Source organism: Haladaptatus sp. SPP-AMP-3, assembly GCF_049568665.1.
In the GTDB taxonomy this organism is placed as follows: Archaea; Halobacteriota; Halobacteria; order Halobacteriales; family Haladaptataceae; genus Haladaptatus; species Haladaptatus paucihalophilus.
On sequence record NZ_CP145897.1, the window covers coordinates 235,949 to 256,383 of the forward strand.

Here is a 20,435-nt window from a genome sequence, read left to right on the forward strand (position 1 = left end):
CTTGCTGACGTTAGCATACAATACTAACCATGAGCACCAGCAAGAACATCACGACCCTGCGAGTCAAAGAATCAACCCGCGACGCATTGTTTTACGAAAAGCAACCGGGCGATACCTACGACGACGCACTCCGGCGAGTGCTCGGAATCTCCGACGATTAGTGCCTTCAATGCTGCCCTTTCGCGTTGAATTCCATTTATCATGAGCAGCGATATCGACTACGAAAGCGTAGAAATCCCGACGGACAAATCGCCCGAAGAGTACCACTACAGCCAGCGACGCGCTGATATTCTCCGACAGGTGAACGACGTCGGCCACCCGCGACTGTTAAACCAGCGTGAACTCGCCGACCGGTACGACACATCCCCGCCGAACATTCACAACGACCTCCAGGTTTTGGCAGAATACTTGGACGGTCGGTTAGGGAACCGTCGCGTGATGGTCTCGGAGACCGTGTTCAACAAGGCGATTTCCGAACTCATCGAAGACCGGCAGTGGCGGGATGCAGCTCGGACACTCAAAGAGTACAACGAGTTCATCGACGAGTATCGGCGGACGAACGCACTTGAGGATCGGATCGAACAACTCGAAACCCTACAGGAGCAGCAAGCATGAGTACAATCAATAACTTAGAGAATCGAGTCGAGCAGCTCGAAGGCGAGTACAACAGCGGCGGCGGTGGCATGGAGATCATCATCACACACCACCGTGTCGGACAGGACGGCGATAGCGAACCTGTCGAGGAGAATCGTATCTGGGAGGATTCGACGGGCTGGCACAGTGAGACGACCGAACTCGCTGACGACGTCGACCCGGAAGACCACGATTGGGGTGTCTCATGACGATTCGTGATTTGGAGAATCGAGTTGAGGCATTAGAGCAGGACGAGAAGGAACCGCTCACTGTTTGTGAGATACTGAGTGCAGCACCGTCGTGCGAACACAAGCGAGTTCCTGACGAGTTCTACGACCTATTGGACTTAGAGGACTAACACGCCTTTTCTGCGATGACGCGTCCGTGACACAGCCACGGGTGTCGAGCATTTCCGCTGTGCGTCTGTTCGGTCATTGTCCATAGTCTCGAGACTTTCCAGCAGATCCTGTACCGTCAGCTCACCATTCCGTCGTAGGATTTTCAGTACATTAACAGAGAGAAAAAATGGTATTCGACGTACTTAAGCAAGAATTGGCATTAGACGCAAGTAAATTCACCCGTGGCTTGAAGAAAGCGGGTGCGTCAGTCACATCGTTCGGCTCACTTGCTGGCGGAGAGTTTGACGAAGTGGGTGATGAAGCGGAAGGTGCGGCTGCAAAGACAAGCCTGTTTTCGCATTCACTGTCAGGGATTGCTGACGAAGCGAAAGACGCGATTATCCCGACGACACTGTTGCAGAATCGCCTGGATGAGGTGGGCGATGAGGCACAGTCGGCGGGGCTGAAAGCGGCCTTTGCTTCGACTAGTTTTGCTTCAATGTCGATGGGAACGGACGGTTTGTCTGCGCGTGTTGGGATTCTTTCGACGTCGTTGATGAGTTTAGTCCCAACGTTGGGGGTTGTCGGAGCGGCACTGATTCCGATTGGTGCGGCACTTGCGACGGTCGCAGGTGGTGCTCTCGCCGTGGGAGCGGCGTTCGGTGCGATACTCGGGAGCGGAATTGTCGCTTGGGGCAAAGGATTCCAGAAGGCGTTAAAACGCGTTGGCAAGCAGATTAAGGGACTAGTCGCTGATTTTGGTCAGCAGTTCGTCCCACTGTTAAAGGCCGCAGTCTCTGCATTACCTGGGCTTGTCAAGAACATCATCAAGGCCATCGGGCCGGTCGATCAGTTCAAATCCGGTCTGCGAAAGTTGGGCAAAGCGGCGTTCAAATTCCTCCCTAAGCTCGTTGGGTTCATCTTCGACCTTGCACGGTGGGCACTCCCGGCATTCGTGGACACGTCGAAGTATATCCTGAAGAATTTCGTCCCAGCGTTACGGACGGTCACGAACTTTGGCAAAGACGTTCTCAAAGTCTTTGGTCGGCTGTGGCCTACGGTGATGAGGCTCGGGCAGACACTCAAAAAGGCACTCGTTCCGGTGCTTGATATTATTGTCACCGGGATACAGCGTCTTGTCCGCTGGTTCACCCAACTCTCCCCGAAAGTCCAACTGATTTTTGGAGCATTCACCGCGCTTGCTCCTGTTCTCTCGAGTCTCGCCCCAACCATTCTTAGCATTTCCGGCGCTGTCGCCGGGCTCATATCAACCGTGGGGTCGGCACTCGTTCCGATTAGCGCTCTCTCGCTCGCGTTAGGCGGTGTAGGGACAGCTCTCCTCGCGCTCCTCGGACCGCTCGGAATCGTCGGTGCGGCAGCAGCCGCGTTCGGCCTTGATTTCACAAAGGGAATCAAGGAAGCGCGAACGGCACTCGTCGGGAAAGGTGGGAATGGCGGAATTATCAACAAAGCAATCAACCAGCTCACTACATACCTAAAAACTCAAGCGACGAAAGACATCAAGAAGGCCGCCAGTGCTGCCTTCGGGACGCTCGTTGCTGTGGTAAAGAACGCGAAAATCGCGGTCATAGGGAAAAGCGGCAACAGTGGGATTCTCAATAACCTCATCGGAAGTGCGGCAAGTTACCTGAAATCTACGGCATTCAAGAAACTCTCTAAAGCGGCTGGCAAGGCACTCGGTGAAGGTATCCGCGCTGTTGCGCTCGACGTCTACAACGCTATCATCGGGAAGCAACCGAGCATCATCGGGCGGATGATTAGCGATATCGCCAGCTACCTGAAGAATGACGCATACGGTGACTTGAAAGAGGCAACGAAGATTCTCGTCGGTGGTATCACGTCTGTGTTCGAAGGCCTGTACGATGGCCTCATCGGAAACTCACTAATCCCCGATATGTTCGATGATATTGCGAACTATATCAAGAATGACGCGGCCTCGGACATGGCGAAAGCAGCGAAGAAAGCAGCGAAAGCGGCGGCAGACGCGCTTATCAACAAGTTCAACAAGATACTCCCAGATTCGTTCAGCATTCCGTCGGTGACGTTCGGCGGTGGGAAGGTTGGCGGTATTAGTATCCCGAAGAAAACCATCGGCGGGCAATCCATCGATATCCCGCAGCTCGCCGACGGTGGGATTGTGAACTCTCCAACGCTGGCGATGATTGGCGAAGCAGGACCGGAAGCCGTGGTGCCACTCAATCGCCATAGCTCGGGCGGTGACGGTCGTCGACGTCCTGCCGGTGACATCAACGTGTACCTCGATAAAGAGGAGACGCGGAATCTCATCAGGGAGGGCGCGGCTGAACAGATACAGAAGCGTGAGCGAGAGCTGAAATGGTCACGGAGACGCGCTGAAAGCGGCACGCACTAATCCGTGTCCATCTGCGATGACACCACCTCACTCACCGGAGGCTGGTTGAGCATTGACGGTGAGGCTCGAAAGCTTCTGGTGGTGATGGTACTCCCATCGCCTTTTGATGCATCGACAGACAGACAACCGCGGTTCTAGCGAATACAGACAACAATGACGAACACGACGAAATCACAAGACGCACAGATTCGAGACCTCCTCAAGAAAGTCGAGGAGCTGCAGAAACAACAGCGCAAAGACGACCTGTGGAAAGCGGACTCCTCTCCGTTCGCACCGCCAGCAACGCGCTCGCGTGAGAGTACTGCCAAGGCACAGGACGGGCAGGACGAAACCGAGAAAGCACAGTGGGCGGGTTCGGACTCCCCGTTCGCAGTCGGAGGGAACTAATGTCGGTACACACGTCCACTACCCCCGACCTCGCTGACCCACAAGAGACTATCCTCCGGGCACTCCAGGGAGTCGACCATGTCCGTCGTGTTGACCTCGCTAAGGAGATCAACGAACCATACCCGCCACACGAGGAAACGCTCACTCACCGCGGCATGATGGAAGAAGTCGGCGTGGAGAGTGAAACGAACGAAGACGGCGATACGGTCATCTATCGCCGATTCCGACTGACGAGTGCGGGCGAACGTGCCTTGAGAGTAGCGGCACAACCGGACCCGGAACCGGAATCGGTCGAACCCACCGTCAGAAAGTCCCACCGTGCCCCGTGGTACGAAACGGCGGAGTGGACGGCTGTCTCTCCGGCAGTCGGACGTATTCTCGATGAAACCCAATCCGTGGAGTTCATTCCGGCACAGGACGCTGACAGTGGTGAGGACACCGTTCGCGTCTCGCTCAAACGTGGTGGCGTGACCGGAACGATTGAATTCAACCTTGCTCAGTGGCACCTTTCGACGGGAGTCCAACACTTCAACGATGGGTATTGGGCATCGTTCCAAGAGAAAGCCGGGCTGAAGAACGATGTGCTCCCCGAAGACCAGTTCGGGATTCTCAAAGCGCACTGGATAGACGAGTTTGGCGACGAGGCGGCACCATGAGCGACACTGACGGGCTCGAATCCATCAGTGAGGAGGACGCCGAACGCCTCGTCGCAATGGTTCTCGACGGCCTAGAGGACACGATCGACCAACAGGTGAGTGCACGGCTCACGGAACTCGTTGGCGATACTGACGCTTCCCTCCCGGAGGATAGCACGGTCGACCCGACCGAACCCCACTTCGAAGACACGGACACCCGTGCCTTCTACTGATAATCACAGAGCAATGAGCGATTCAATCGTCAACTTCGACAACGTGGAATACAACGAACGACACCAAGACGTCCTCTCGGTACTTGCGGACGGGAGGGGCACTATCTCCCTGATTGCCGACGAAACCGGCACCACGCGCCCCCACATCAAGGCGGAACTGCAATGGCTTGTACATCATGACCTCGTCAAAGACGTCGCTGACGGTGTGTTTGAGATAACCGCCTCTGGCCGTGACATGCTTGACTGACCGTCATGGCACGCAACGTAGTTGAACAAGTTGTGACCCACGTGGGCAACGCCCTACTTACTGCCGACATCGACGACAACAAGTTCCTCCCCACTGTTCGGAAACAGTTTGGGATTGAAGAGAATCGTGACGAGGTGGTTCAACGAGTGTTCGACGAGGAAGATGGCGACATCCCTCCGAACGACCACTTCGTGACGATTCTCGGGCAATTCCCTGACCACTGCAGTACGGAGGAGCGGCAGCACATCACGACACTGATTCAGAACGGGCAATCAGACAAGGCAGCGGCGTTCCTCGTCCATTGGACGTACAGTGCGCTCGTGACGATTGCGGAGTAGCACGGACTGGCTGGCAGACAACGCGATTTTCGACATACACAACGAGGTTAGATAATCATGCCAACACCAAGTGAGAAGTATAGCGATATCGGAGCGTTCCAGCCGGGAGAAGACGGTTGGTGGTTCGGAAAGACCGGCAACCATCCCGGCTTAAAACAGCGACTGACAGAACTCGGTCTCGACGTCATCCATCGGGACCTAGATGCGAACAAGGGCACTTACACTCCCGAGGACGGGGCCGCGTTCCTCGCTATGGATACCGGAGAGCTTTACAAGGGCGATGGCACCCAGTGGACTCCTGCCGGTGCCCATCGCTCAAAAATCCGTGCAGTGGCTGATACGGGCATTGTGAGTGCCATCGACCCGAGTTCTACACCGACTCCCTGGAAAGACGCGGTGGGAACCGTCTCGGCTGCTGGCGGCGGTGCAGTGCTGCTCCCACCACAAACAATTCATGAACAGACGGGGCGTCTACTCCTCGAACCAGGGGTTTCTATCGTTGGCTACCCTAACGTGAGCGAGATTGTTGTTGACCAAGACGTTTCGGGGGTCACTATTGATGGCGATGACGTCCGTGCAACGCAGTATTGCGGATTCAATGTCACTGCTGGAGTCGGCTCGAATAATTCGACCGGTGCAGGTATTCACATCACCGGTAACGGGAGTATCGCCGATGCAACGTTTGATAAACTCCGAATCAGAGAGTTTCAGCAGGGACACGTCGTCGATGGCGACCAATTCGCGTGTACCTTCCCGTCCATCCGGTTCGATAACATCGCTGCTGGCGGAACGAATGGAGTCATCGACTACCGGACTCAGGGGCGACCTCCTGCACAGTACGGACTCGTCCACGTCTATCCGAGTGGTGCGAACGGAACCGGGGATATCGTATTCAACTACAACACCGAGGTATCAATCCGACAGCTCAACGTCGGTGGTGACGCCGGTCGGGTCATCAATAGCGACTACGGACGTATCTTCGTTGAGCAGATACACTACGAACCCGTGAATCAGACGTCAGTCCCTGATTCGATTGTGAGAGTCGGCGGTGATCGCGGGAGTTTCGTCGGGAATATCAAGCACCATTCCGGCACTGCTGATTATGGATTTATCGCAAGAGGAGGCCCCGGTTACATGGACTTTGGATCGTACAACGCTGTCGATGGGAGTCTGAATAACAACGTTGCGTTAATCGATGGGTCATTCGAAGACCCACGGGGGGCTATCGACATTGGATGCACACACAAAGAGATCGACCTCAACAGTGTTGGCGGAGCATCCCGCCACTACATCAACCCCCGCGGGTCCCGAGCGATGCCACTCGGGACACGAACCAAGAGCATTGCTGCTGGATTCAGTAGCAACCTCTCGATTCCGAACGCCTCCAACGACGTCCCGAATATGAGTACTGGGTTGGTTACGTGGACGGTGACAAACGCAAGTGAACTCAGTGCCGACTACGGACTGTCCATCGACAAGATGTGGTACGACAATTCGGCAGATGCAATGAAATTCGGCTACTCCGAGACGGAAAACGCCGCCTCGACAAACCTCGAAGTCGATTTTATCGTGTGGGCGAAGTGATTCCTACTGGTCCGTGTCTACAAACTCATCAATGAGGTGTCTGAGATTGCGTTTCTTCTCGCCAATATGCATTCCAGTCGAGATATACACGCCGGGGACTGGTTCTGCTGCCCGGTGCATATCTTTCCCCGATTTCTGGACTGGTTCGGTATTGAAGAGATAGCGTTTCTTCGCTCGTGGCTTCTGGTACGGTATCTGGTCCATAGAGAAGTATCCATACTCAAAGAGTAATTGGATAGCCTCAACATAGTGGCCTTTATCCGACTTCTCGCCAGTGAACACGATCTCGTCGTCCTCGGGTGAATAGACCACACCCGCTTCTGATTCGAGAATCTCACAGAATCTGTCGAGTGGCAACACTGATTCGTCTTCTGCGGGGGCATCCGGAGTAGGTTCAACAGGAGTCGTGAGTGTGGTTTGTTCGTCTGTCTCGGGGACGCTATTGTAGTGTGTGAGGACGTTGGTATTCTCCTCATCAAGACGAACCATCATGGGGACTGGATGGCCGCCGAGTCCTTCCAACCGCGCTTTCACCTGCAGTTCGCCGGTGATTTTCGGTGTGTCTGTGGTTGCTTGGCCGTTGGGGGAGATTTCTGACTCGCTAAGGTCCACTTCAACAATGAATCTGTCTTTTGGCATAGGTTGCACTCCAACCCAAATGACTTAGATATTATTGAGGATTAACTGAGTTAGTTGATAGTTGCTATGAACTAAGTTTACCCATAAGTTGCCGTGGTAGGCCATAACCGACCCATAAACCGACATCGGTAATTAACGGCAATTCATAGGTCACATACAGTTCATAACAAAATGTAGAATAGTGCGCTCGCAGACACGGACCAATCCCGTGCCTACTTCCCGCGCGTGGCCCCTCAAAGACAGCTAAGCTCGAAGTTGCTTCTGGATAGTACGCTAGCGATTCTCGTCGGGTCGCACGAACTCAATCCCGAGGTCGTCGAGGATTGCCTGCCGACAATCAGCACAGATGCTGAACTCGGCACCAGTGAGTGACGACGTCGACGCGCCACACTCGGCACAGGTTGCGCTCATTCGTCCCTCCGTGCCTGTCGAACCCACTGCTCGACTATCTCGCGTGACGGCGCTCGCGTTGCTTGTGGCCCGACAACAGTGTGTGTCTCACCCGTGAACGGACAGACAACCGTTCGCTCTCTAATCTCCGTCATTGGCGTGCCTCCGTAGCTTTCCCTTCGAACAAGTCGCTACCCGTCGTACAGCGCGGGCACCCGAACACCTCGCCGTCTTCGTTGCCAAAGACGCGCTGGAATCGGCGGGTGATGTGAGCCTCACAGTTATCACACTGAGGCATTAGAGACCTCCATAATCGGTGACTCTCCGTCTGTGATATGGCAACGAATCCACTCGTCGACCTGGGCGTCGGCTGGTATGCACAGGCGTAGTACCTTCTTAAGATGCTCCTCGCATATGCCGTCTTCACAGTCCTTAAACCGGTAGCAGGCCTCACTGCCACAGTAGAAGCACTGTATCGGTTTCGAACACGGGGGCATTAGAGGCCTCCGTGTGTTTCGCCGTCGTCGAGGACCAGCGCGATGACAATACACAGGATGTACACCTGTGCCATCGACAGCATGGCCGCGTTGCCCGGTGACAGGCCGAACCAGACAGCCGCCGGGACGATAACCGAACCGACGATGATAAGCATGAGACCTATCTGTCTGGGGAGTTCGGGGTTCAGTGCCTTCGCAATCGTATCTCGTGTATAGCGTGTCATGAGTCTCGTGTTTTCACTCGAGTATCGGGTGATTCGGGTCGACGACGTGCCCGCACGGGTGCAGTGTCGCATCCGTTGGTCCTGTCACCGTCACCGTGGCTATCGGTTCGCCACAAACCGGACAGTGCCGACGCTCGTCGTCGGTCATTGACAACAGTCGTCGAGTCCGCTCTTTCGCGTTGCTTCGGCCCCGCACGCCTCACATTTCCAGTACGTGTGGTCGGCGTTTCCGTAGCAGTCGTAGCCGGTGTATGGGCCAGTGATGCGCGTCTGTTCGTCGGGGGTTTCTTGTACCGTTGGTGTCGTAGTTGACATGGGTTTCATCTCCATTCGGAACCCAGGTCGGGTGTTACAGCACCCGGTCAGCTTTTTGACCTCCCTGAGTACCTACTCTCTACTACGCACCTATGCATAATAAAACTACGCATAGGTGCATACTAAGCATCAGTGCGTAGTTTTACTATGCGTCAATGCGTATTTTGATATGCGATGGTGCAAAACAGCACGGGCATGGGACGTTACCGAGCCCTCATGACCGACACTGACCGTGAGTATATTTCAGGCGAAGGCGACGCCACAGATCATCAACGCCAACAGTCAGTCACGCGAGTACGGAGCCGGATTCGTGATGAAATCCCCCAAGACATCGAGATTCTCCGCGAACATCGTCCGGATCTACTCAACGAGCTCCGTGATGTCGTGTGTGGTGAAGAGGAATGAAGGACACACTCGGACGGCGGACATACCTCAGTAGTGTTACAGCGGTTGCTCTCTCTCTTGCGGGGTGTGCTGGCGATGAGACCACAGGCAGTACATCGAGCGAATCGACGACTAGCAGTACACCCTCTAGCACATCGACGAGTACGTCGACGTCGACCACTGAACAAACCGAACAAAGCAAGACAGCATCGCTGTCAGCGAGCGAGGTGACAGTGAAACAGTTCGATGGGTGGTCGCAGACGTTCGTCACGGGGACTGTGAAGAATGACGGCGAGTCCCGAAGCAACACCGTGAACGTAAAAGCGGTATTCAAGGACGAATCCGGATCGGTCCTCTCCACGCGTAACTGGGGTGCGTTGTATCTCGACGGTGGACAGGCATGGAACGTTGCGATCCCTTCCCGTACCGAACAAACCCCTGCTAGCGGAGCACTTGAAGTGAGTGAAGGAGCGAAACCCGACCTCGACAGTTCTGACCTGAAGGTCGTCGATTCGAGCGCGCATACTGGAGAGAACCCACGCGTAACCGGCACTGTGAAAAACTCCGGTTCGAGCGACTTGGAGCAGGTGGCGACTCACGTTCGATTTCTCGACAGTGAGAAGAACATAATTGGTCAGAATGTCCGCTACCTGACGGCGAAGGGTGGAGCAACCACGGCGTTCGAAGTCCCGCTATCGTCGCCGTATGGTAATGAATTCGAATCGTATCACATCGTCCTCGATAGGAATGCATCATACTGAGGCTGACCACTCTGGGGACCATCACTTGCTCAGCCTCCTTCTGGGGAGCTACTCGTCTTGTGACTTCTGTATCGTCGCTTCGGCAAATTCCTCGCTAGTAATTTCATCGGCTGCGAGTAATTGTTTGAGCATATCCGTAGAGAGACTGGCTAGTTCGGATTCAGCTAGCTCCTTTAGGGGCACCCCGCCTTCGATGGTGATGTTGACGTCAACTGCTTCGTAACTCTCACCGAGGCGGACGAGAGCTTTCTCGATGCCAGATTCCACTTCCAACTCTGTCCGCCAGCCTTTATTCGGCGTATTCGGATTCATTTCTGCCTCTCTATGAATGAGATAGAGTAGCATTGGAAGCGCACTAACACTATTTGCAAGGGGTAATTGAAAACCGGGTTCAATCTCACGCTCCTCAGGTTCTGTGAAGGCTTTATCTAGATCGTGAAGGGGGAGTTCCGAGGCAATGAGTTGTATATCGAAGATACTTGCCCGGAGCCGTTCCCGAATCCGTTTTCTCGTCATTCGCTCGGCATCGTGGTCATCGTATCCTTCACCTTGTAAGTAATCTCGCATCCGTTGGGTTAAGATTGAGTTCTGCAGATCATCGGGCATGAACAAACATTGTTCGCAAAGAACTAAGTATGTTACGGACGTTCCATGATATATGAGCGCTTCCGAAACGAGAATACCCATCTCAAAATCCGTACGGCGGCAGCTACGGATGGTAAGGGCTCAAGACGACCGTCTGGATACGTACGATACGACAATCCAGACTCTCATTGAAGCCTACAAAAACAACAAGTGAACGATGCTACTCAACGACGAAGAATCGAACGGCGCGATGACGGGGACGCACCACCATCCCCATAGCGCCGCGAATAATCCAAACGACGACGGCGAGACACCTATCGTCACCCGGATATTAGACGCCGGGCGACTTGGGCTTTTCCCTCGCCATCGTCGATCAGCAATCCAAATCGACGGTAAATGAGTATAACAGATACTAACCCATCTGAAGACAGGCCTTCGAACTGTGTTATCAACGGCGACGAGTGTAGAAAACCAAGTTGTCACTCACGAGTAGATGTCCGTGAGGCAAGCAGATACGGTAGCACGGTGACATTGTGTCGCCATTGTCGCAAGACGTTCTTCGGGGTGAGCAGCTAACAATGTCTGAGACTGACGGGCGACGAAGCACCTTTGCCACCACGGTGAGAGGTGGGCGACGGGGTTCTATGAGCGATAACCTTGAGCCCACGACGCCTGCCGAGGCCGTGGAGTGGTATCTCGCCGAACGAGACCCCGAACTCTCTGAAAAGTCGCTACAGAATCAGCGATATCGACTTGATCAGTTTCTCGCGTTCTGTGATGAGCGCGAGATGGACGACCTGAATAGCCTCACCGGACGTGACCTACATCGTTTCCGTGTCTGGCGGGGAGAAGAAATCAAAACGGTTACTCTCCGAGGAGAGCTCCAAACACTCCGCGTGTTCCTTGAGTTCTGTGCAGCCATCGATGCTGTCGAACCGGGGATGCGCGAGCGGGTACATCTCCCGGAGGTCGATCCCGAGGACGAGGCACGTGATGAACACCTCAAGACTGACCGTGCGGAGGCAATCCTTGAACATCTCGAGCGATTCGCCTACGCAAGCCGAGACCACGTGGTCGTTGCCCTCCTCTGGCATACGGGCATTCGTCTCGGAAGCCTTCGGTCATTCGACGTCGGAGACTTCGACCCGGATGCGATGTGTCTCGACCTTCGGCACCGTCCCGAGACGGGAACGCCGTTGAAGAACAAGAAGGCGGCGGAACGATCCATCGCCGTCGGGCCACACTATCGAGATGTAATCGAGGACTATCTGGCACACAATCACCAGAAGGTCACTGACGACCACGGACGTCGCCCCCTGATTACCAGTTCACAGGGACGACTTAGCGAGGGGGCAGTCCGCGAGACGATTTATCGGCTCACGCAACCGTGTGAGATCGGTGAGTGTCCTCACGGAGAGGATCCCGAGTCCTGCAAAGCGCGACGTCACGGAAAACGAGCTGGGTGTCCCTCTTCGAGATCTCCACACGGAATCAGACGCGGGTCGATAACCGATCACCTGCGAAACGGGACGCCGCAGGAAGTTGTCTCGGACCGTGCGAACGTGTCCAAGGACGTCCTTGATCAGCACTACGACGAACGTACCGAGCGCGAGAAAATGGAAATTCGACGCGACTTCATCAGGGAGGCATAGAACATGACGAACTCCACTTCACGACGACACGGTATCCGTTTTACCCGAGCCTCGGCAGGCATGTGTATTGACGTAGCCCCGGCGAGTCCATTTCCTTCCTTCACTTCGTTCAGTCAGTCAATGGACTCGCCGTAGTCCCCCTCGCTCACTTCGTTCGCTCGCGGGACTCCCGGCGAGTTCGTCGCAAAACGTTCCGTGAACAATCGATACACGGAGCGGGTTTTTCATAAAGTCATTTGCTCGCCAATGCTGTTTTAGTCTGTTTTGACCATCTCAGAAATCACTTATGACTGACTATCGTTTCTTCTCCCATCCTTTGCTGTCACCGATTTTCACTGTATATTACTGATCCATAAGTTGATGACCATGGATTGTCTCTGAGTGAGAAATGACAAAAGAATTTATGCTTGACACAAACATTTTTGATGAAGTTGTAGACGGAAATATAAAAATCTCTGAATTGCAAGAATGCGACGCTACCTTTTATATAACACCTATTCAACGGGCAGAGTTAAAGAACGCCGGAGGAGAACGGGCAAATAAACTTCTCGATATATTCAATCAAGTGTCCGATGAGGAAAGAAACTCAATTCTCGCCTACGATACTGAAGGGGCTGGATACGGTGATGGCGCGTATGCTTCTCAGGCACAGAACGAAATATTCGACAAAGTTGCCGAGGAACACGCACCGGGAGAAGGAGAAGATGTGAATATATCCACAGTCTCTATCAGTGAAGGAATTACATTTGTCACTGCAGACAAACGACTTCAGAATGCACTTGAACGGACCTACCCCGATTCGTACTTAACGCGTGAGGAATTCATATTCAAATTGAATAATGATAAAATATAGAATGATGAAAATTAGCTGAGAACACCCTGAGCAGCCAGCCTGAGCTTCAGGAAGCAAATGACGAAAGCGACCTATGTGACTGTGACCCGGACTACAAAGAAACAGAAGTAATTCAGAAATCTACAGGTGCAAATCTCGACCCTTTCGATGGAAAGCGCGGAGATGGCATTCCTGTCATAATCTGTAAGAACTGCGGCCAGCAGTTCGAGGTAGACAAGAATTCGGAAGGATTGGGTCCGGGAATTGTGTGGGATGGGGACGGATCCGGATTCTTCTGAGATGGTTGCAATCTAATACTAACTACCTATCGTTGCTTCTTCATTTCCAGTAAAGTTGAGCGCTAGCTTCCTTATGGAAAATTGTCTATGAATCAATCTCACCAGCAAAATACGCCCGGCCAGCGTCCGTGATTCGATAGTACGTCTTCTCTTTGGCTGGTTTCTCGATTAAATCTCGCTCCAGTAGTTCCTTGAGCGCTCGTGTGACCGTCGAGCGAGACGGCGGACGTTGCATCTCCAGCTCCAGATTGAGTGTAATTCCGCCCGGAGAAATCGCTACGTCGGATTCGTCCAGCAATTTCAGCACAGGCCGAGTAGCACTGTTCTGCCAATCCTCGTTCTCGGTCACACCAATGTTCCCTGCTCGTTACTGCCGACGAACGAGAACATGAAAGTTTTCTGATTATAATTGGCTCATTTGAGCCAATAATAACCAAAGTTTATTATTCTATCAATTTCATCGCTCTGTACGGAAGCCATCCACGGGCCACACACTCCTCGTTAGCCCCAGTGGGGAGCCGAAGCGACGGAAGTCGCGCCCGTGGTGGCGTCCGTGTTCACGCGCTCGAACCCATGTGCTCCGAGAATTCGCCGGACGATTCGCCCCGAGAACCGTTCCCCGACTGTCCGCGCTGTGGCGCGCCCGTCCTGCTGGTCGTGACGCGCGGGCCGGACACTCACGCGTGCCAGCCCTGTGGTTGTCCGGTCGCTTCGGGAATTACGCCGGGCGCTTCGAAGGGGGATGAATGAGCGCCCTGCCGTTCGCACGGCCCCGAAAAAGATAGCATTCGACCGTCCCCCCGACGCTCCTCGAAGCCTCTTCCGGCCGCTCACACCCAGTCGTAGACGCAGATGTAGTCCACCTCCATGCGCTGGGGGAACTGCGTGCTGGCGTCCGGCGCGCCGGGCCAGTCCCCGCCGACGGCGACGTTGAGTAGGAAGAAGAACGGGCCGTCGTCGAACACCCACTCTCGACCCGCGTTCTGCGCGTCGTACAGCGTGGTCACGAAGAACTGCTGACCGTCCACGAAGAACTTGATGGCGTCGGGGTACCACGTCAGCGTGAAGGTGTGGTAGGCGTCCGAGAACCAGTTGCTTTGGCTGTAGGACCCGCCGACGCCCGCTCCGCCGGAGTCGGGACCGTGGACGGTTCCGTGAACGGTGTCCGGGTCGGAGCCGATGAGTTCCATGATGTCGATTTCGCCGCAGTCGGGCCACCCGACCGACCCGATGTCGGACCCGAGCATCCAAATGGCGGGCCAGATGCCTTGTCCGTACGGAAGTTTGGCGCGCACGTCCACCCGTCCGTACTGCTTGTTGTACTTGCCTTGGGTCGTCATCCTCGCCGAGGTGTAGTCGTACCCGTTGACCTGCTCCTCTCGCGCTTCGATGACGAGGTGGCCGTTCTCGGTCCACGCGTTGTCCCGTTGATAGTATTCCAGTTCGTTGTTCCCCCAACCGTTGTTGTTGCCAGTTTCGAAGTTCCAGATGCCGGTGTCGATGTACCCGGCATCGAACTCGTCGCGCCAGCTGAGCGTCCAGTCGTTCCCGTCGAACGCCTCGGTGTGAACGTCGTTCGAGGCCGCACTCGCGGTGCCGGTGGCGAACGCGCCACCGAGTGCGACCGCCGCGGTACGCAGGAACTGCCGACGATGAAATCCGCCCGTCGTTCGTTCGCCGTTCGCTACGCTGTCGCCCGTCGATTCGCTTGACTCGTCAGTATTCATGGTATCTCCACCGTGCCGGTAGCCACCGCTCACCCGACTGACTGCCACATGCAGGTGGGTCTCGGTCGTCCACCGGCGACATTTTCAATCATTTATTTTAGTACTTAATTATTATTTCTAGAAAGAGTAATTAATATCCGAGGGAGTCGTGTCGCTCGATGTCGAGTACGTCGCGGAGACGGTCGGGGTCGGGGCCGAGGTCGGATTCGGACGAACTATCAGTTTCAGTCCGAGGTGAGGGGTTATCCGTTCCGACGACCTTCGAGGACCACGGACGAATCGAACATAGTCATGAACGTCAATATTTTCGAGACGACAATCGACATCGACGAGTCGCTCGTCGCGGAATCGAGCGACGAAATCCGGGACCAGATACGAGAGTACGAATCGGGCGACCGCGTGGGTTTCGACCTCCGCGTCACCCTTCCCGACGGGATGACCGGGACCGTGATGAGCGCGATGGCCGACATACCGTACGGGGAAACGCGGACGTACGGCGAACTCGCCACGGCCCTCGATACGACACCCATCGCCATCGGGCAAGCGTGCGGTCGAAACCCCGTCCCGTTGGTGGTCCCCTGTCACCGCGTCGTGGGGAGCGACGGGTCGCTGAAGGGCTATTCGGCGGCTGACGGGACCGCGACGAAGCGACGCTTGCTGGACCTCGAAGCGGAGGTCTGTGAACGCTCCCGACAGACCCGGCTACCGACGCGCTGATTCGGAACGACGCGCCTCGTGAAGGGCGGCACAGACGCCGCCTTGACCGTCCATGTTCACCCGGGCGAGCCGCGCGCGGCGGTGGACGAGTTCGCCTCGGTCCGGGTCGATGGGGTCGCCCTCCGGCGTCCGAAAGAGGCGGTCGTCGCCGTCGGCGAAACAGCCGACTCGCTCGGCCTTTGCCAGATAGCGGTCCAGCGGGTCGGCGTCCACCACGACCGCGAGCGCGCCGCCCCGCACGTCGATGGCGACGGACTCCCCGCCGGGGAGACGGTGGCAGTCCTCGCGGGAAATCGCCGCGATTTGCTCGTGGGTCACCCCCGCCGCCAACAGCGCCTCGACGGCGACGTACTGGCGCGCAAGTCGAGCCTTCGAGTCGAGGGTCGCGCGGGTCGCCTCGATTCCGCCGTCGGCGTCGGGGAACGTCTCCTCGAAGCCTCGACCGCCGTTGACTCCCTCCGTGACCTCGCGGGCGTGCATGTGGTCGTTCAGGTGCATCTCACAGCGGACGACGCCCGGCAGCGACTCGACGGCCTCGCGCCCGTCGATGGCCATCATCCACGCGAAAGCCGGTGAACACCACGCCGTCGGCAGCGTGAACCGCACCTCGACGTGCGCGCCGGACTCGTCGGCGTTGTCGAGGTCCGTCGGTTCGTCGGATTCGACGGCGATGTCGTCGATGTATTCGAGTTCGACGATGGACCGGTCGAGTTCGGGGTCGGTCACCCCGTCGAGCGCCGACCGAACGGCTGCTCGGGTCGGATTCCGTCCGTCCTCTCGCTCCGAACCGCCGGAGTTCGAATCGTCCGCGGACATCGTTAGTCGGCCGCCGTGGAGTCCGTCGTTTCGTAGTGGGTTTCCAAGCCGAACCGTTCGGTGATGGCGTCCTCGCGGAACCGACGCTTTTTCTCCTCGATGTCGATGTCGTACAGCCGAGCGGCGTTCTCGCCCATGATTTTGCGCATGACGTCCGGCGTTAACTCCACGCCGTACTCGTCCTTCTGGTCGTCCGTCAGTTCCGCGTTCATCACCGTCTCGACCAGCCAGTCCGGGTTCCACAGCGCGTAGTCGCTCCCGAACAGCAGGCGATCCTCGCCGAGCCAGTAGAGCAGTTCGCCCATGATTTCGCCGAACTTCCGCGGGCGGTTCTGCGCCATCGGCGCGGCCACCGCCAACCCGCCGTACACGTTGGGTTCTTGGGCGGCCAGCCAGCAGAAGTCGTCCAGCCGCGGCAGTCCGACGTGTTCGACGACGAAGTTGAGGGCCGGGAACGACGTGGCGGCGTCGTCCACGTCCTTCACGTCGAAGGCGTCCTTGTTCAGCGGTCGAATCGTCGGTCCCTTGTGCGGGTGGATGTTCTCGATACCCAGTTCGGCGCACTTCTCCAAGAACTCGAAGGACTCCTCGCTGTCGAGTCGCCAGCCCTTCGAATCGCCGAGCCACTCGGCGGTGTAGAGTTTCACGCCTTGGATGTCGAACTCCTCCTTCTGGCGTTCGAGTTCCCGCAGTCCCTCCTCGCCCTCGCGGGGGTCGAAGCGACCGTTGACGATGAAGCGGTCCTCGTGGTCGTCAGCGAAATCGGCGTTCCTATCGACCGTGTTGAATCCCTCGTCGTAGAACTCCTCCAAGTGCGTGGGTTGGAAGATTCCCATATCGACCGCACCGTTGCCGAACAGGTCCTCTATCATGCGCTCTCGCGGGTATTTCCGATACTCCTCCAGCGTCCACTCGCGTTCCGGGGGCGTGAACCCGGTGTGATAGTCGTAAAAGCAGCGGATGAACTGCTCGCCGCCCTCGTGGATGATGTTTTCTTCGCTCGCGTCCCAAAAGTGGATGTGGGAGTCGATGACGAACACGTCCTCCTCGTTCTCCCATCGGCCGTCTCCGGTTCCGCGGTACATATCGACCCCATGGACGGCTTGCTAGCACATAACAGTCATTTACAATCGAGTTATATGTTCGTCCGAACCCATATTCGGATTGAGTAGTGCACGAATATTTATGCGTAATTCGACGGTTATTCTACGCGCCATGGAAGCCGCACGCCTGCACGAGTACACAGAGGATATGGAACACGCGCTCAGCATCGACGAGGTAGAACGGCCGGAACCGAGTCGGTCGAATCACGTCGTGGTCGAAGTCAAAGGCGCGGGGTGGTGTCAGACGGACAACCACGTCATCGAGGGGATGTGGACGGAGTACGTGGACCAGGACCTCCCGATGACGCTCGGGCACGAGAACGCCGGGGAGGTGGTCGAAGTCGGCGGCGAGGTCCACACCGTCGAGGAGGGTGACACGGTTATCTGCCATCCGGTGATGACGTGCGGCCAGTGTCGCCAGTGCCGCCTCGGCGAGGACATGTACTGCGAGAACGTCCAGTTCCCCGGTCTGACGACCGACGGCGGGTTCGCCGAATACCTGCTGACCAACGAGCGGGCGGTCATCCCGCTCCCCGACGGAGTGGACCCCGTGGACATCGCACCGCACGCGGACGCCGGAATCACGGCCTATCACGCGGTCAAGAAGGCCACCCGCGAACTCAACCCCGGCGACCACGCCGTCGTCATCGGCGTCGGCGGACTGGGCCATATCGGCCTCCAGTGTCTGAACGCGATGAGCGCCGTCGAAATCACGGCGCTCGACGTGAAGGAGGACGCCCGCGACTTGGCCGACGGACTCGGCGCGCACCACACGGTGGACCCGAGTTCGGAGGACGTCCCCGACACCATCGCGGACATCACGGACGGCGCGGGTGCCGAGCAGGTCATCGACTTCGTGGGCGCGGACGAGACGACTGGCTACGCCCCGGACATCGTTGCCCCCGGCGGCGACCACCACGTCGTCGGCTACGGCGGCCACATCCACGAACCGTCCCAGTCGCTCGTGGACGGCGAGTTCGCCTACCGGGGAACGCTGGTTGGCAAGTACACGGAGCTACAGGAACTGGTCAAACTCGTCGAACGCGGCGACGTCACGCTGCACACGACGCGGTACGGGCTCGACGACATCAACACCGTCGCGGAAAAACTCGAACACGGCGAAATCGAGGGCCGTGCGGTCATCATGCCGTCGTAGGCGGTTCGCCGGGTTGGTGTGTGGAGAAACTCCGGTCCCGGTTTCCGTTCGCTCGTCGTTCGTCGTCCGTCCTCCTCCGGTCACGCGAGGACGCGCGATAGCACGCGCCGCGAGACGAAACTGAACGACATCGACCCGCCGATATACCAGACGAGCCAGACCTTCACCGGACCGACGAGGGTGGCGGTCAGCGCGACGTGCCCGACGACGGGGAGCGAGAGCGCGACCGGAACCGTCGCCGCCGCGGGGTTCGCCATCGCCCAGCGAACCCACAGGAACACCGGTATCGTGAGCAGCATGCTCCACACCAAGGGACGGAACTGTAGTTTCAGCATCGCCACCCACGACCGCATCAGTTCGCGTTGGTCGTCTTCGAGGGCGTCCGCGTCGTCGCCATCCGGCGGGGACCGCAGTTTCTCCTGCAGGGTTTTCATCCGCTCCTGTAATCGCCCCGTCGCGTCGGAATCCCGCAGGAGTAGTTGAAGGGTCGTCGAGTACAGTCCGGTCGCACCGGCCAACCCGAACAGAAACACCGAGGCGGGAACGAGCGAGGCGAACGGAGCGAGAACGACATCGAACGTCGCCACGACCGCGCTTTGAACCGGTACGAGGTAGTAGCCCGTCATGAGGACGAGCGCGAACACGCCAGCCAGTTTGTCGTACACCGTCCAGCCGCTTTCGAGGACCATACCCCGACATATTTGTTGTTCAAACATCAATTTTGCCCTCGACTTCTTCGTTCGACGGAATCGCGGTTCGTCGCGTTTCGAATTCGTCCTTCGTCGCGTTTCGTAATCGTTCGGGGAGTGAGAGGATCTATATACCACCGATCCGTCCACCGCGGCATGGTCACGTGGCGGAACGCCGTTCGCGTCGAACTCGCACGGTATCGCACGCACACCGGGAGTTCCGTCTTCACCCTCGACGAGGTGTACGCGAACAGCATCGACCACCTTCGAACGCGATTTCCGGGGAACGACCATCCCGAGGCGAAGGTTCGGCAAATACTCCAGCAACTCCGTGACCGCGACGAAATCGAGTTCGTGGACGACACGGGGCGCTACCGAATCGCGTCGCTCGACCTCGCGGACATCGACGCCGCCGAGTTCGACCGCATCGCCGATGCGAAGCCGGACGCCTCCGCCGAACTCCCCGAGGGAACCGACGACCCGGAGCGGGTCCGACGGACCGTCGAGACGGTTGCGAGGAATCGGAAGGTAGTCGAACGGCTCAAGGAGCGCTACGACTACGAGTGTCAGCTCTGTGGAACTCGCCGACGACGAAGCCGAACCGAGGGCTACGCGGAAGCGCACCACATCGAACCGCTCGGCGGTCCCCATTTCGGCCCGGACATGCCGGAGAACCTCCTCGTCGTCTGTCCCAACCATCACCGCGATTTGGACTATGGCTTGCTCCGAATCGACCCGAAAACCCACGAACTGGACCACGCGTACGACGAGTCCGTGAGAGACGCCCTGACCGTTCGAGAGGGCCACTCCGTCGGAAGCGAGTTTCTCCGCTACCACAACGATCGAATCGCCGACTTCTGAG

Annotated in this window: 28 protein-coding genes; 16 read left to right on the forward strand and 12 right to left on the reverse strand. The window is 57.0% G+C overall.

Going from position 1 to position 20,435, the window contains the following annotated elements; all coding sequences use genetic code 11:
• The first annotated feature begins 201 nt into the window (after positions 1 to 201).
• The 9 genes from V5735_RS01550 (at position 202) to V5735_RS01590 (ending at position 6,787) form a co-directional block, all read left to right on the forward strand.
• Positions 202 to 615 carry a hypothetical protein gene (locus V5735_RS01550; RefSeq protein WP_423744755.1) on the forward strand — a complete coding sequence of 138 codons (414 nt, stop codon included), beginning with the start codon at positions 202 to 204 and terminating at the stop codon, positions 613 to 615.
• Positions 612 to 842 carry a hypothetical protein gene (locus V5735_RS01555; protein WP_423744756.1) on the forward strand — a complete coding sequence of 77 codons (231 nt, stop codon included), beginning with the start codon at positions 612 to 614 and terminating at the stop codon, positions 840 to 842. The genes V5735_RS01550 and V5735_RS01555 overlap by 4 nt, the downstream gene beginning before the upstream one ends.
• A 316-nt stretch (positions 843 to 1,158) precedes the next feature.
• Complete coding sequence (locus V5735_RS01560) at positions 1,159 to 3,363, forward strand: hypothetical protein (protein WP_423744757.1); 2,205 nt, start codon at positions 1,159 to 1,161, stop codon at positions 3,361 to 3,363.
• Between the two features lie 153 nt (positions 3,364 to 3,516).
• Positions 3,517 to 3,750: a hypothetical protein gene (locus tag V5735_RS01565; RefSeq protein WP_423744758.1), complete on the forward strand. Its 234-nt coding sequence runs from the start codon at positions 3,517 to 3,519 to the stop codon at positions 3,748 to 3,750.
• Complete coding sequence (locus tag V5735_RS01570; RefSeq protein WP_423744759.1) at positions 3,750 to 4,406, forward strand: hypothetical protein; 657 nt, start codon at positions 3,750 to 3,752, stop codon at positions 4,404 to 4,406. Before V5735_RS01565 ends, V5735_RS01570 begins: the two co-directional genes overlap by 1 nt.
• Positions 4,403 to 4,618: a hypothetical protein gene (locus tag V5735_RS01575; protein WP_423744760.1), complete on the forward strand. Its 216-nt coding sequence runs from the start codon at positions 4,403 to 4,405 to the stop codon at positions 4,616 to 4,618. The genes V5735_RS01570 and V5735_RS01575 overlap by 4 nt, the downstream gene beginning before the upstream one ends.
• A gap of 13 nt (positions 4,619 to 4,631) precedes the next feature.
• Entirely contained in the window at positions 4,632 to 4,865 is a 234-nt protein-coding gene (locus V5735_RS01580) for a hypothetical protein (RefSeq protein ID WP_423744761.1), read from the forward strand.
• Positions 4,866 to 4,897: 32 nt separating this feature from the next.
• The gene (locus tag V5735_RS01585; protein WP_423744762.1) at positions 4,898 to 5,203 is read left to right on the forward strand and encodes a hypothetical protein; all 306 of its coding nucleotides are present in this window, start codon (positions 4,898 to 4,900) and stop codon (positions 5,201 to 5,203) included.
• A 57-nt stretch (positions 5,204 to 5,260) separates the two neighbouring features.
• Positions 5,261 to 6,787, forward strand: a complete 1,527-nt coding sequence (locus V5735_RS01590) for a hypothetical protein (protein ID WP_423744763.1) — start codon at positions 5,261 to 5,263, stop codon at positions 6,785 to 6,787.
• A 3-nt stretch (positions 6,788 to 6,790) separates the two neighbouring features.
• Here the strand turns inward: V5735_RS01590 and V5735_RS01595 are convergent, their stop codons facing one another.
• The 5 genes from V5735_RS01595 to V5735_RS01615 form a co-directional block, all read right to left on the reverse strand.
• The gene (locus tag V5735_RS01595) at positions 6,791 to 7,426 is read right to left on the reverse strand and encodes a hypothetical protein (protein WP_423744764.1); all 636 of its coding nucleotides are present in this window, start codon (positions 7,424 to 7,426) and stop codon (positions 6,791 to 6,793) included.
• Positions 7,427 to 7,833: 407 nt separating this feature from the next.
• Positions 7,834 to 7,971 carry a hypothetical protein gene (locus V5735_RS01600; RefSeq protein WP_423744765.1) on the reverse strand — a complete coding sequence of 46 codons (138 nt, stop codon included), beginning with the start codon at positions 7,969 to 7,971 and terminating at the stop codon, positions 7,834 to 7,836.
• On the reverse strand, positions 7,968 to 8,114 hold the full coding sequence (locus tag V5735_RS01605; RefSeq protein WP_423744766.1) for a DUF7563 family protein: 147 nt from the start codon (positions 8,112 to 8,114) through the stop codon (positions 7,968 to 7,970). Before V5735_RS01605 ends, V5735_RS01600 begins: the two co-directional genes overlap by 4 nt.
• A 198-nt stretch (positions 8,115 to 8,312) precedes the next feature.
• Entirely contained in the window at positions 8,313 to 8,537 is a 225-nt protein-coding gene (locus V5735_RS01610; RefSeq protein WP_423744767.1) for a hypothetical protein, read from the reverse strand.
• Between the two features lie 144 nt (positions 8,538 to 8,681).
• Positions 8,682 to 8,852, reverse strand: a complete 171-nt coding sequence (locus tag V5735_RS01615; RefSeq protein WP_423744768.1) for a hypothetical protein — start codon at positions 8,850 to 8,852, stop codon at positions 8,682 to 8,684.
• Between the two features lie 216 nt (positions 8,853 to 9,068).
• On the opposite strand from V5735_RS01615, the gene V5735_RS01620 reads away from it, so the two are divergent.
• Positions 9,069 to 9,257, forward strand: a complete 189-nt coding sequence (locus V5735_RS01620; protein WP_423744769.1) for a hypothetical protein — start codon at positions 9,069 to 9,071, stop codon at positions 9,255 to 9,257.
• Between the two features lie 212 nt (positions 9,258 to 9,469).
• On the forward strand, positions 9,470 to 9,997 hold the full coding sequence (locus tag V5735_RS01625) for an FxLYD domain-containing protein (protein ID WP_423744770.1): 528 nt from the start codon (positions 9,470 to 9,472) through the stop codon (positions 9,995 to 9,997).
• Between the two features lie 48 nt (positions 9,998 to 10,045).
• Here the strand turns inward: V5735_RS01625 and V5735_RS01630 are convergent, their stop codons facing one another.
• Positions 10,046 to 10,603 carry a hypothetical protein gene (locus tag V5735_RS01630; RefSeq protein WP_423744771.1) on the reverse strand — a complete coding sequence of 186 codons (558 nt, stop codon included), beginning with the start codon at positions 10,601 to 10,603 and terminating at the stop codon, positions 10,046 to 10,048.
• A gap of 623 nt (positions 10,604 to 11,226) precedes the next feature.
• On the opposite strand from V5735_RS01630, the gene V5735_RS01635 reads away from it, so the two are divergent.
• Together V5735_RS01635 and V5735_RS01640 are read left to right on the forward strand one after the other, a co-directional pair.
• A complete protein-coding gene (locus V5735_RS01635; RefSeq protein WP_423744772.1) occupies positions 11,227 to 12,234 on the forward strand; it encodes a tyrosine-type recombinase/integrase in 1,008 nt (335 codons plus the stop codon).
• A 388-nt stretch (positions 12,235 to 12,622) separates the two neighbouring features.
• On the forward strand, positions 12,623 to 13,087 hold the full coding sequence (locus V5735_RS01640) for a hypothetical protein (RefSeq protein ID WP_423744773.1): 465 nt from the start codon (positions 12,623 to 12,625) through the stop codon (positions 13,085 to 13,087).
• Positions 13,088 to 13,450: 363 nt separating this feature from the next.
• Here V5735_RS01640 and V5735_RS01645 read toward each other — a convergent pair whose 3' ends face one another.
• The 3 genes from V5735_RS01645 to V5735_RS01655 form a co-directional block, all read right to left on the reverse strand.
• Complete coding sequence (locus tag V5735_RS01645) at positions 13,451 to 13,714, reverse strand: MarR family transcriptional regulator (RefSeq protein WP_423744774.1); 264 nt, start codon at positions 13,712 to 13,714, stop codon at positions 13,451 to 13,453.
• A 152-nt stretch (positions 13,715 to 13,866) separates the two neighbouring features.
• Positions 13,867 to 14,046, reverse strand: a complete 180-nt coding sequence (locus V5735_RS01650; protein WP_423744775.1) for a hypothetical protein — start codon at positions 14,044 to 14,046, stop codon at positions 13,867 to 13,869.
• Positions 14,047 to 14,195: 149 nt separating this feature from the next.
• Complete coding sequence (locus tag V5735_RS01655; protein ID WP_423744776.1) at positions 14,196 to 15,092, reverse strand: glycoside hydrolase family 16 protein; 897 nt, start codon at positions 15,090 to 15,092, stop codon at positions 14,196 to 14,198.
• 291 nt (positions 15,093 to 15,383) lie between these two features.
• Here V5735_RS01655 and V5735_RS01660 point away from each other — a divergent pair, with 291 nt between their 5' ends.
• Positions 15,384 to 15,809, forward strand: coding sequence for a methylated-DNA--[protein]-cysteine S-methyltransferase (locus V5735_RS01660; RefSeq protein WP_423744777.1), 426 nt, complete (start codon positions 15,384 to 15,386; stop codon positions 15,807 to 15,809).
• Here the strand turns inward: V5735_RS01660 and V5735_RS01665 are convergent.
• Both V5735_RS01665 and V5735_RS01670 read right to left on the reverse strand, forming a co-directional pair.
• Positions 15,795 to 16,625, reverse strand: coding sequence for an iron-sulfur cluster assembly protein (locus V5735_RS01665; RefSeq protein ID WP_423744778.1), 831 nt, complete (start codon positions 16,623 to 16,625; stop codon positions 15,795 to 15,797). The genes V5735_RS01660 and V5735_RS01665 overlap by 15 nt on opposite strands.
• A gap of 2 nt (positions 16,626 to 16,627) precedes the next feature.
• Complete coding sequence (locus tag V5735_RS01670) at positions 16,628 to 17,710, reverse strand: amidohydrolase family protein (RefSeq protein WP_423744779.1); 1,083 nt, start codon at positions 17,708 to 17,710, stop codon at positions 16,628 to 16,630.
• Between the two features lie 130 nt (positions 17,711 to 17,840).
• Here V5735_RS01670 and V5735_RS01675 point away from each other — a divergent pair, with 130 nt between their 5' ends.
• A complete protein-coding gene (locus tag V5735_RS01675; RefSeq protein WP_423744780.1) occupies positions 17,841 to 18,884 on the forward strand; it encodes an NAD(P)-dependent alcohol dehydrogenase in 1,044 nt (347 codons plus the stop codon).
• Positions 18,885 to 18,964: 80 nt separating this feature from the next.
• On the opposite strand, the gene V5735_RS01680 is transcribed toward V5735_RS01675, so the two are convergent.
• Positions 18,965 to 19,573 carry a DUF106 domain-containing protein gene (locus V5735_RS01680; RefSeq protein ID WP_423744781.1) on the reverse strand — a complete coding sequence of 203 codons (609 nt, stop codon included), beginning with the start codon at positions 19,571 to 19,573 and terminating at the stop codon, positions 18,965 to 18,967.
• Positions 19,574 to 19,729: 156 nt separating this feature from the next.
• Here V5735_RS01680 and V5735_RS01685 point away from each other — a divergent pair, with 156 nt between their 5' ends.
• Positions 19,730 to 20,434 carry an HNH endonuclease gene (locus V5735_RS01685; RefSeq protein WP_423744782.1) on the forward strand — a complete coding sequence of 235 codons (705 nt, stop codon included), beginning with the start codon at positions 19,730 to 19,732 and terminating at the stop codon, positions 20,432 to 20,434.
• Position 20,435 lies beyond the last annotated feature (1 nt).